The 11,540-nt window shown below is 64.5% G+C and carries 8 protein-coding genes and 1 tRNA gene; 5 read left to right on the forward strand and 4 right to left on the reverse strand.

Translation table 11 applies throughout. The features are described from left to right. Positions 1 to 441 precede the first annotated feature (441 nt). Positions 442 to 1,191 carry a trehalose-phosphatase gene (gene otsB / locus HDG37_RS12565; RefSeq protein ID WP_184047660.1) on the forward strand — a complete coding sequence of 250 codons (750 nt, stop codon included), beginning with the start codon at positions 442 to 444 and terminating at the stop codon, positions 1,189 to 1,191. Between the two features lie 53 nt (positions 1,192 to 1,244). Then, positions 1,245 to 2,723, forward strand: a complete 1,479-nt coding sequence (otsA, locus tag HDG37_RS12570; RefSeq protein ID WP_184047663.1) for an alpha,alpha-trehalose-phosphate synthase (UDP-forming) — start codon at positions 1,245 to 1,247, stop codon at positions 2,721 to 2,723. A 90-nt stretch (positions 2,724 to 2,813) separates the two neighbouring features. On the opposite strand, the gene HDG37_RS12575 is transcribed toward otsA, so the two are convergent. After that, a complete protein-coding gene (locus HDG37_RS12575; RefSeq protein WP_184047666.1) occupies positions 2,814 to 4,649 on the reverse strand; it encodes an ABC transporter ATP-binding protein in 1,836 nt (611 codons plus the stop codon). Between the two features lie 695 nt (positions 4,650 to 5,344). Here HDG37_RS12575 and HDG37_RS12580 point away from each other — a divergent pair. From HDG37_RS12580 to HDG37_RS12590, 3 genes are all read left to right on the forward strand, one after another. Continuing rightward, positions 5,345 to 6,409, forward strand: a complete 1,065-nt coding sequence (locus tag HDG37_RS12580) for a glycosyltransferase family 4 protein (RefSeq protein WP_184047669.1) — start codon at positions 5,345 to 5,347, stop codon at positions 6,407 to 6,409. 260 nt (positions 6,410 to 6,669) lie between these two features. Beyond that, a complete protein-coding gene (locus HDG37_RS12585) occupies positions 6,670 to 7,518 on the forward strand; it encodes a hypothetical protein (protein WP_184047672.1) in 849 nt (282 codons plus the stop codon). Between the two features lie 150 nt (positions 7,519 to 7,668). Next, positions 7,669 to 8,133 (forward strand): DUF2214 family protein, encoded by a 465-nt coding sequence (locus tag HDG37_RS12590; RefSeq protein ID WP_184047675.1) that lies wholly within the window; start codon positions 7,669 to 7,671, stop codon positions 8,131 to 8,133. Between the two features lie 81 nt (positions 8,134 to 8,214). On the opposite strand, the gene HDG37_RS12595 is transcribed toward HDG37_RS12590, so the two are convergent. The 3 genes from HDG37_RS12595 to dnaQ form a co-directional block, all read right to left on the reverse strand. Then, complete coding sequence (locus HDG37_RS12595; RefSeq protein WP_184047678.1) at positions 8,215 to 10,089, reverse strand: ABC transporter ATP-binding protein; 1,875 nt, start codon at positions 10,087 to 10,089, stop codon at positions 8,215 to 8,217. A 516-nt stretch (positions 10,090 to 10,605) separates the two neighbouring features. After that, positions 10,606 to 10,680: transfer RNA gene (locus HDG37_RS12600), tRNA-Val, on the reverse strand. 48 nt (positions 10,681 to 10,728) lie between these two features. Beyond that, positions 10,729 to 11,463, reverse strand: a complete 735-nt coding sequence (gene dnaQ, locus HDG37_RS12605; protein WP_184047680.1) for a DNA polymerase III subunit epsilon — start codon at positions 11,461 to 11,463, stop codon at positions 10,729 to 10,731. Positions 11,464 to 11,540: the final 77 nt, after the last annotated feature.

Consider the following 11,540-nt stretch of genomic DNA (forward strand, 5'->3'; position numbering starts at 1 on the left):
CCGCGGGCGCTGGGGTGGCAGGATCGGGAACAAAGCAGGGTTCAATGACTCGATTGAAGAGCAGGCAACACGAATCGATGGAGCAGGGGGCCGCACCGTCGCCCGATCATGCCGCGCAAGATTCGCGCGCGACACGCGATTGATTGAGAGCGTGCAACGATGTCCATCACACCGACGGTCCGCGTGGCAGCGACTGTAGCGCAAAATTGGCGCCAGCGTCGCGCAGCGCGCCGGGCACACGATTTGCGAGTCAATTTGACGCAGCTTGCTGAAAGCCGTTTGAAGCCCGATCGTTGCGCTTTCGAACGCAATCGACAGAAGCGGATGGATAGCTCGCCCATCGGGCTTGAGTCCCAGCTTACTTTCTCGAAAAATTGACGGATGCGCTGTAAGATGCGCACACTTTTCCGGCCATAGATGGCTGAAAGGCGAACCCACGCGATGCAAGCACTTCCGGCTGTTCTGTCTCCGAGCGAGACGGCATTTTTCTTCGACTTCGATGGCACGCTCGTCGAACTCGCCCCCACGCCGGACGGCGTGCTGGTGCAGCCGCGCGTGATCGACCTGCTGCGCGAACTGCGCAGTCTGACGAATGGCGCGGTCGCGGTGGTGTCGGGGCGCGGCATCGACAGCATCGACAGTTTTCTCGGCATGCCCGATCTGCCGGTCGCGGGTCTGCACGGCGCCGAGCGGCGCGATGCGAATGGCGACACGCAGCGCATCGGCTTTCACGACGAGCGCCTGTTGCGCATGGAGCAGGTGCTCGCGCAGGTCGTCAACGAACATCCGGGCATGCTGCTCGAGATCAAGGGCGCGGCGCTCGCGCTGCACTACCGCAACGCGCCGGACCGCGAGCCGGTCGCGCGCGAGGCGACCGAGCGGCTCGTCGCCGATTACCCCGCTTCTTACGTGCTGCAGCCCGGCAAGATGGTCTACGAGATCAAGCCGAAGGACGTCGACAAGGGCCGCGCGACGCGCGCGTTCCTCGACGAGCTGCCGTTCACCGGCCGCACGCCGATATTCGCCGGCGACGATCTGACCGACGAGAAGGGCTTCGCGGTCGTCAACGAGCGCGGCGGTCTGTCGGTCAAGGTCGGCGCGGGCGAAACGATGGCGCACACGCGCGTCGAATCGGTGTCGTCGCTGCTCGACTGGCTCGAAACCATCGTCGCGGCGGCGCGCGGCGCATGACGCCGGCGGCCCCGTTCAACGAAAACAACATACTGCATCGGGAATCGCGCTTCATGAGCCGACTGATCATTGTTTCGAACCGGGTGGCGCCTATTTCGGAGGGCGGCCCGGCGGCGGGCGGTCTGGCGGTCGGCGTGTACGACGCGCTGAAGGAGACCGGCGGCATGTGGTTCGGCTGGAGCGGCGACGTGCTGAGCTCCGGCCAGCCGCAGATCAAGCTCGAGGAGCGCGGTCCGGTGACCTTCGCGACCGTCCCGCTGATGCGCCGCGATTACGACCAGTACTACCGTGGTTTCTCGAACGCGACGCTGTGGCCCGCGTTCCACTATCGATCCGACCTGCTGCATTACGACCGGCACGACTTCGAAGGCTACTGCCGCGTCAACGCGTGGCTCGCGCAGCAACTCGTGCCGCTCCTGCGCGAGGACGACGTGATCTGGGTGCACGACTATCACCTGATTCCGTTCGCTCAGGCCCTGCGCTCGGCTGGCGTGAAGAACCGCATCGGTTTTTTTCTGCACATTCCGTTTCCGGCCGCGCAGGTGCTGTTGACGGTGCCGCCGCATCGCGAGCTCGTCGAGGCGCTGTGTTCGTTCGACCTGCTCGGCTTCCAGACCGGTCCCGATCTGCGCGCGTTCTGCGACTACGTGATCAACGAGGCGGGCGGCTCGATCGACGCGTCGGCGAAAGGACCGCTGAGTGTGCATGCGTTCGGCCGCACGTTGCGCGCCTCTGCGTATCCGATCGGCGTCTATCCGGACGAGATCGCCGAGCTCGCGAAGGCAGGCGAACGCGGCAAGCCGGTGCGCACGATGAAGGCGACGCTGCATTCGCGCAAGCTGATCATGAGCGTCGACCGGCTCGATTATTCGAAGGGGCTGGTCGAGCGATTCCGCGCGTTCGAGCGCCTGCTCGAGCATACGGCCGCGCAGCGCAACAAGGTGTCGTTCCTGCAGATCGCCCCGCCGACGCGCGCCGACCTGCACGCGTATCAAGACATCCGGCTACAGCTCGAAGGCGAGTCGGGACGGATCAACGGACGTTTCGCCGAGCTGGACTGGACGCCGATCCTATACATCCACAAGCAGTACGAGCGCTCGGTGCTGGCGGCGCTGTTCCGCACCGCGCACGTCGGCTATGTGACGCCGTTGCGCGACGGCATGAACCTCGTTGCGAAGGAATACGTGTCGGCGCAGGATCCGGAGAATCCCGGCGTGCTGGTGCTGTCGCGCTTCGCGGGCGCGGCGCAGGAGCTCGACGGCGCGCTGATCGTCAATCCGGTCGATATCGACGGCATGGCCGAAGCGCTCGCGCGGGCGCTCGACATGCCGCTCGCCGAGCGCCAGGGGCGCTATCGGGACATGATGGCGCAGCTGCGCGAGAACAACGTGTCGGTGTGGCGCGACAACTTCATGCGCGATCTGCAGAGCGTCGAGGGCGCGAAGCGCGCCAGAAGCGGGAAAGCGCACGCGGCCACGGGTGCGGCGGGCGCCGCGCGCAAGAGGGCGGCGCGCGAGAGCGTGACCGGCTAAGCCAAGCCGGGCCGCGAGCCAGACAGCAAAAAGCCGCTCCAGGGAGCGGCTTTTTTTCAAGCGATGCGCAGCGCGTGGACCAGACGTGCGTCAGGCTACGTGCTGTTCGTCGACCTTCTTGCCGCCGATATGCAGCGTCTGGCCCTTGCCATACTGCTTCGAGAGCAGGTCGCGATAGAGGCCCGGACGCTGGCGCAGTTCTTCCGGCGTGCCGTCGTCGATGACCTTGCCGGCGCTCATCACGATGATCCGGTCGAAGTTGTTCAGCGTCGACAGACGGTGCGCGATCGCGATCACGGTGCGGCCGACCATCAGGCGGTCGAGCGCCTTCTGGATCGCTTCCTCGGACGCGCTGTCGAGCGCGGACGTGGCTTCGTCGAGCAGCAGGATCGGCGCGTTTTTCAGAATCGCGCGCGCGATTGCGATGCGCTGGCGCTGACCGCCCGACAGCTTCACGCCGCGGTCGCCCACGATCGTGTCGTAGCCTTCCGGCATCGCTTCGATAAAGTCCGTGCAACGCGCCTCGCGCGCGGCGGCGAGCACTTCCTCGCGGCTCGCGTCCGGGCGGCCGTACGCGATGTTCTCGTACACCGTGCGATGGAACAGCGAGATGTCCTGGGGCACCAGCGCGATCGCGTGGCGCAGGCTGTCCTGGGTAATCGACGCGATGTCCTGGCCGTCGATCTTGATCGCGCCACCCTGGGTCTCGTAGAAGCGCTGCAACAGCGCGAGCACGGTCGATTTGCCGGCGCCCGACTTGCCGATCAGCCCGACGCGCTGACCCGGTTCGATATCGAGGTCGAAGTGATCGAGAATCGGCCGGCGGCGCGGATAGGCGAACGTGACGCCGTCGAACGTGACGCGGCCGCCCTGCGGCACGAGTTCGGTCGCGTCGTCGCGATCGGGCATGCCGTGCGGTTCGAGCAGCGTGCGCACGGCCTCTGCGAGTCGCGCGACGTGCTGCGTGACGTCGACGAGCGCGACGGCGAGATCGCGCGTGCCGTGCAGGATCGTGAAGCCGAGCGAGCTGACGAGCACGATGTCGCCCGAGGTCGCGCGGCCCTGGTCCCACAGCCATAGTGCCCAGCCGAGCAGGCCGGCCGACAGCAGCGCGGTGACCACGGCGTGCAGCAGACGCAGCTTTTCCAGGTACAGCAGGCTTTGCTGGCGCGCGTCCATTTCCGACTTGACCGTCGAAGCAAAGCGGTGCTGTTCGCGGAACGTCATGCCGAACGCGCGCACGAGCCCCATATTGCTGATCACGTCGACAAGTTCGCCGTCGACCGATGCCGCCTTGGTCGCGAAATTATGGTGACGCGCGGAACCGCGGCCCGCGAGCTTGTACAGCACGACCGACAGGATCGCCGAGCACAGCATCAGGCCGGCGGCCATCAGCGGGTTCACCGCGATGATCATCACGATCGCGCCGAGCACCGCGATGCACGGCGGCAGCACGTTCCACGCGGTGGTGTTTTCGGCGGTATAGACGGCGTTCGAGGTCGCGGTGATCCGGCTTGCCAGCATGCCGGGCTGTTTTTCGGCGTAGTAGGTCGGCGAGTGGCCGCTCAGGTACTGAAACAGGTCGCGCCGCAAATCGCCCGTCACGGCGACGAACGTGTGCGCGGCGAACCAGCCGCCGATCCGCCACAACAGGTTGTCGGCAGCGATCAGGCCGACGAGGATCGCGAACGCGCCCCACAGCGGTCCCGGATGATGCCTGCCGCCGCCGAGCACGTCGATCAGATGTTTGATTGCGTACTGCGAAGCGAGTGCACAGCCCACGGCCGCAAACACGCTGCACAACACGATCGCATGCGCGAGCGGATGGCGGCGGATAAAGCGGAAGAGAAACGCAAGTGGCCGGTGCGCATAGCTCGCGAGCTTGGCGTTCTGGGCGTTACGCTGGGCGATGGTCAAGTGTTCCAATTGAGCTGAGATCGATGTGTTGCGGGTTGTGCATGCAATGCGCGGACCACACGGACAAGCATGGCTCTGCGTGAAGCCGATGCTTCGCATTGTAAACATGCAAAGGCGATTGCGCCCTGTGTATCCGGGCTTTGACGCGATTGATTTCGCGATGGACCTCCGCGATCTGCGTCGTCCCGACACGCCAGCCGACGCGCCATTCAGGCAGATTGCGGAAAATTTCGAGATATAGTTACGGATTGCATTCAACCGCGCTGCGGCAATTTTGCAATTCCTACCGCAACGTTGATGGGCGAGAGCTCACAGACACCGGTACCGCCGCCCCTCCCGAAACTTCGTGGATACTGTAGAACTGTCTTTGAAAACAAGGGTTTGCAAAGTGTTTCGCGTTTGTAACAACGTAAAGACTTTGAAATGCTGCGTTGCTGCAACAATCCGGGCATCGATAATGCGTGCTCGTTAGCCCGGCAATTTTTCTGACAGTTTGTCAACGTCGGTGCAACGGGCGCGTTTACTCGCACATGCCCAGTCGCTGATCCACTTGTCCGGGCTCGTTACCAAGCGATCCATCGCAGGATTTCTCAAAAGAATCAGGCCCGCGCCGGCATTTCCGGCCAGACTGCCCTGGCGAGCAAGCGAGTCGCTTTTTCCAAATGCAGTACTTTTGCCTGATTTTTTACTAGGAGTTCGTCAATATGCGAATCGCTCAAATCGCTCCGCTGCACGAGGCGGTTCCTCCCAAGCTGTACGGTGGTACGGAACGCGTGGTGTCCTATCTGACCGAGGCGCTGGTCGAGCAGGGCCACGACGTCACGCTGTTTGCAAGCGGTGATTCGCAAACCTCGGCGAAGCTCGAAGCTTTCTGGCCGCAGGCGCTGCGCCTCGACCCGACGATCCGCGACGTGATGGCGCCGCACATGCTGCTGCTCGAAGAAGTGCGCCGCCGCGCGGACGAATTCGACGTGCTGCATTTCCACATCGACTACTACCCGTTCTCGCTGTTCGCGCGTCAGCCTGTGCCGTTCGTCACGACGCTGCACGGCCGTCTCGATCTGCCTGAACTGCAGCCGATCTTCAACACGTTCAATGACGTGCCGGTCGTGTCGATCTCGGACAACCAGCGCATTCCGCTGCCGCAGGCGCACTGGCTGCAAACCGTCTATCACGGTCTGCCGGAAGACGTGCTCAAGCCGATTCCCGACGTCGAGCCCGGCTACCTCGCATTCCTGGGCCGTGTCTCGCCGGAGAAGGGGCTTGACAGGGCGATTCGCATCGCCGGGCAGGCAGGCATGAAGCTCAAGGTCGCCGCCAAGATCGACAAGGCCGACCGTGCCTACTACGAAGAAGTCATCAAGCCGCTGATGTCGTTGTCGCACGTCGAGTACATCGGCGAAATCGGCGAAGCTGAAAAGCGCGAGTTTCTCGGCAATGCGCACGCACTGGTGTTCCCGATCGACTGGCCGGAGCCCTTCGGTCTCGTGATGATCGAGGCGATGGCTTGTGGCACGCCGGTGATCGCGTTCAATCGCGGTTCGGTGCCGGAAGTGATCGAAAACGGCGTGTCGGGTTTCGTCGTCGAGGACGAAATCAGCGCGGTCGCCGCCGTCAAACGTCTGCACACGCTGCCCCGCGCTGGCGTGCGCAAGGCGTTCCAGGCGCGCTTCTCGTCGAAGGTGATGGCGCAGAACTACGTCGCCACCTATGAAGAGCTGCTGCGCCGCAAACATCGCACGGTGCTGCGCGAAGTCAACGCGGGCTGATTGGCGATTGTTTCGCCGCGGTTGTTTCGCGGTAGATAAAACGCTGTCGGCAGCAACTCGTTGACCGCTTCCTTCGTTGCTCTGAACGCCCCGCCGGCACGTCGCCGGCGGGGCGTTGTTGCATGCGCGCTGCGTTTTTCGTCGGTGCACAACTGAAAATACGGGTTTCCGCGCGGCGCGAACGAGCCAGTCTCGGTAATATCCCTATAATTGCCGTGCCGCAAATTGGGCTGCGGTGCCGCCGACGACAGGAGGATGCCTTGGCGAGAACGAAAGAGACGCGCGCGAACGCCGCGCCCGGCGCCGGAACGATTTTTACGTTGCGCGCCATCGGTCTCGTGCTCGCCGCCCGCTGGTTTTTCTCGATGTCCGAGATGAAGCTGACCACCGCGCTGACCGCGATGGCGTCTTCACCGTGGGCATGTATCAACCTCGTTTTTCTGTTCCTGCTGATCTTCCTGCCGGGCGCGCGCGCCGTCGCGGAGCGTCCGTTCCATCCGTTGCCGCAATGGCTGCGTCAGGCGCTGCGCCTGTTCGCGTTCCTCGGGTTTCTGTTTGCGCTGTGGTCGGTCGGCGCGTTCGTCGCGAGCGCAGGCTGGCGTCGCGCGATGCAGGCGGTCGCGGCCAGCAACGGTTGGCTCGTCGCGGCGCCGGTGCTGTATGCGATCGTCTTGTGGATCTGCCGGCCGCTGCCGTTGTGGCGCACCAATGTGGCGGCGCGGCGCTTTGCGATCGGCCGCTATGCGGTGTCGCTCGATCCGCTGACCCGCACCGTCGTCGTGTGGGCTGAGCGGCGCAAGGTGGGGCAATACGATGCGCGCGAATTGTCGGTGCGCTGGGCGAGCGGTTCCAATGCGCGCGCGACGCCGGCGCCCGCGGTCGCGCTCGGCGCGGCGGGCAAGGCCGGCGCGTCAGCGGCGCCGATAGGGTCGGTCGCGGCGCCCTCGCTTGCGCGCAGCGCGTTCGGCGTACGTCCGAAGGTCGAGTTGCTGTGGGATTCGCCGGCCGCCGCGGGTCATAACCGGCAGACCGTTTTCCGCGCCGCGCTGACGACCGAAGGCGATCGCGTCGCCGCTCGCGCGCTCGACACGACGCTGCGCCAGGTCTGACGCTGCATGTTTTGTGCTATCGGTCACATCGCGTGGCCGATGCACGCATCCCGAAGCGAAGCTTCGTCGATAATGCAATCAAGGCGCCCGGCCTGCAGGCGGGCGAGTGGGACACTCATCGATCATATTGCGTCTTTCGCAGGAGTCGCCATGCTGGTTCGCTGGTTGCTTGCCGCCCTTCATCTGCTCGCTTATGGTTTTGCGCTCGCGTCGATTCTCAGACGCACGTGGTCGCTGCGTCGCGCGTCGGTGCCCGCCGCATTGCGTTCGGTGTTCCGCGCCGATTCACGCTGGGGCATCGCCGCGCTGGTGCTGATCGTGACCGGCCTGATGCGCATGTTCGGTAGCTATGAGAAGGGCGCCGACTACTACCTGCACCAGCCGCTCTTTCACGTGAAGATGACGTTGCTCGCGCTGATCCTGATCCTCGAAGTGCCCACGATGCTCGGCCTGATGCGCTGGCGCGCGGCGATCCGCAGCGGCGCGGCGCCGAATCTGAAGAAGGCGCGATCTTACGCGCATTTCAGCGTGATCCAGACCGTGCTGCTGGTTCTGATGGTGTTTGCCGCGACCGGAATGGCGCGCGGCATCGGGTTGCCCGCCGGCGCGGTGTAGCGCGGGCCTTCTATTGCCAGGGGCTGGTGGCGCCAGGCGTGGCATCGTTTGCCGCGAAGCCTGGTGCATGCCTGCGTCGCGCTAGCCGACCAACAAGCCAGAATCGTCGACCCGGTCGGCTTTGACCTTTGCCGACTCGCGCACGAGCTCCGGCTCGCCGAGACCCTTGATCAGCTCCAGCGCCTGACGCTCGAACAAGCGACGGTACAAGCCGTTGTCGCGTTTGATCAGCGCGTCGTGGCTGCCTTCCTCGATCACCTTGCCCTTGTCGAGCACGAGGAGCCGGTCGAGCGCGCGCACCGTCGACAGCCGATGCGCGACCACCAGCGTCGTGCGCCCCTGCATCAGCCGCTCCATCGCGCGCTGGATCAGCACTTCGCTTTCGCTGTCGAGGCTCGACGTGGCTTCGTCGAGAACCAGGATCGGCGCGTCGGCGAGAAAAGCCCGCGCGATCGCGACGCGTTGACGCTCGCCGCCCGATAGCTTGATGCCGCGTTCGCCGACCAGCGTGTCGTAGCCGTTCGGCAGCGCGGCGATGAAGTCGTGCGCGCTCGCGAGCCGCGCGGCCCGCTCGATGTCGGCGCGGCTCGCGCCGGGCCGTCCATACGCGATGTTCTCGGCAAGCGAGCGGTGAAACAGTACCGGCTCCTGCTGGACGATCGCGATCTGGCTGCGCAGCGACGCTTGCTGGACCTGCGCGATGTCCTGGCCGTCGATCGTGATCCGCCCGCCCGAAATGTTGTGAAGGCGCTGGATCAGCTTGATGAAGGTCGTCTTGCCCGAGCCGGAATGACCGACCAGCCCGACGCGCTCGCCCGCCGCGATGCGGATGGAAAAGTCGTCGTAGAGCGGCCGGCTGTGCGCGCCATAGTGAAACGACACCTGCTCGAAGCGGATCTCGCCGTCGCGGATCGCGATGGCGCCGGCGCCGGGACGATCCTCGACGCCGAGCGGCTGACTCTCGAGTGACACCAGTTCCTCCATGTCGTTGACCGAGCGCTGCAGGTTACGGATGTGCATGCCGATGTCACGCAGATAGCCTTGCAGCATGAAGAACATCGTCAGCGCGAACGTGATGTCGCCGACGCTCGCTTCGCCGCGTGCCCACAGCAGTAGCGCCACGCCGAGAATCGCCGCCTGGATCGCGGCCAGCATGCCGCCCTGGAGGCCGCCGTTGAGTGTGCCGCGCACCCACGTGCGGCGTGTGCGTTTCCGCCATTTGCCGATCACGTGCGCGAGGCGCGCTTCCTCGCGCGCTTCCGCGCCGAATGCCTTGACGACGCCGTTGCAGCTGACCGCATCGGCGAGCGCGCCGCCCATGCGTGTGTCCCACGCGTTCGCGAGACGCGCGGACGGCGCGACGAAGCCCAGCGACACTGTCACGGTCACGCCGATGTACAGCAGCGAGCCGATGCCGACGACGATGCCCATCATGAGCCAGCGCGAGCCGAGCAGCAGGGTCGCGCCGATCAGCATCGCCAGCGATGGCAGCAGCGCGATCAGCAGCGTGTCATTGAGCAGGTCGAGCGCCCACATGCCGCGCGTGATCTTGCGCACGGTCGAGCCGGCGAAGCTGTTCGCGTGCCAGTCGGTCGAAAAGCGCTGCACGCGATGAAACGCGCGCGCGGCGATCTCGCTCATCATCTTCAGCGTGAAGCGGATGATGTTGAAGTACACGCCCTGGCGCAGCAGCGTCGCGGTGAGGCCGAGCGCGGCGAGCGCGCCGAAGGCCGCGAGCGCGTGATGCCAGACGGGCGCCGACGACGCCGGACCGGCCGCGATCGCGTCGACGAGCCGTCCGGCGAAGACCGGCGTCAGGATGTCCGCGCCTGCCGTGAACAGCGCGAGCGCCGCGATCACGACGATGCGCCCCGGCTGTTGCGCCCAGTGACGGAAGGTGAAGCCGAGGACATCCTTGAAGGCTTGTCCGCGAAAGTCGAGTTTTCTGTTGGCCATTTGCTTTGGGCCCGGCGAAGCACGAGCGCACCGAGATTCCAGTCAGAAGCGAAAAGGGGTAGACAGCCAGCGGATGCCGGAATCCGCGCGGGAACGCGCGAAAAAATACGACGGCAAACAACGGCAACGGAACAACGGACTGTCTGGAATGAACGCGGTGCGCCTGCCGAGGCGGCGGCGCATCAGCGACAACGCTGCGGCTTCAAGGTCGCAGCGGTCGTGGCGGACGGGCCGGCGGTCGTGGAACCATGCGGGGGAGCGCGCGATGCACTGCAAACATGTGGCGCCTCCCTGAGATGGTTCAAGATGGAGAAACCGGACGGAGCCGGACCGGGCGAATGCCCGTTTGCCGAATATAGCAATAGTGCGGGGCGCTCGCCAACCTACGGAACGACGTGGTTCTATAGCAACGATATCTCGTATGGCGCACGCGACGTATTTGCCGGCAAATAGAAAAAGGGCTTACGCATTGCTGCGTAAGCCCTTTTGTCTTCGGTGATCGACACACCAAGAATCTGGTGGGTAGTACTGGGATCGAACCAGTGACCCCTGCCGTGTGAAGGCAGTGCTCTACCGCTGAGCTAACCACCCGAAGAGAGCGAAATTATGTCAGGGAATTTAGGGTTCGTCTAGTCTTTTTTAAGCAGTTTGCTCATCAGTTGCCGGCGCGGGTTCAAGACGCCATACGCTCGCGCCTTTGAGCGCCTTGTCGAGATCGTCGAGTACGGCTTCGTGCGCGGTGCTTTCGTCGTCGCTCGCAGCGATCACGACCAGCTCCAGCGAGTCGAGTGCAACACGCGGCGCATGCGTATCGCCGCCGGCCTGCGCTTCGCCGAGCATGTCGATGACGAGGCTTTCCTGACCCCGCGTCATCGCCAGATAGACCTCGGCGAGCAGTTCCGAGTCGAGCAGCGCGCCGTGCAGCGTACGGTGCGCATTGCTGATGCCGAAGCGGTCGCACAGCGCATCGAGCGAATTGCGCTTGCCGGGGAACATCTGCTTGGCTTGCGCGAGCGTGTCGATGATCTCGCCGCAGTGCATGCTCACTGGCGGCAGACCGAGCAGCGCGAACTCGGCGTCGAGAAAGCCGATGTCGAATGGCGCGTTGTGGATGATCAGGTCCGCGTCCTGGATGAAATCGCGGAACCGGTCGATGATCTCCGCGAACTTCGGCTTATCGCTCAAAAATTCCGTGGTGAGGCCGTGCACCGCGAGCGCGCCCGGATCGCTGTCGCGCTCGGGGTTGATATAGAAGTGCAGGTTGTTGCCGGTCAGCCGGCGGTTCACGAGCTCGACGCAACCGAGTTCGAGAATCCGGTCGCCGCCGCGGGCGTTCAGGCCGGTAGTTTCGGTATCGAGGATCAGTTGACGCATGTCGGATTAGCCTGCTTCGAAAAAATTGCGGAAAAAAAGCGGGGGAGGGCGGCGCGCGGTGTTGCCGATGCGCGCAC

Source organism: Paraburkholderia sp. MM5384-R2 (genome assembly GCF_014201025.1).
In the GTDB taxonomy this organism is placed as follows: domain Bacteria; phylum Pseudomonadota; class Gammaproteobacteria; order Burkholderiales; family Burkholderiaceae; genus Paraburkholderia; species Paraburkholderia tuberum.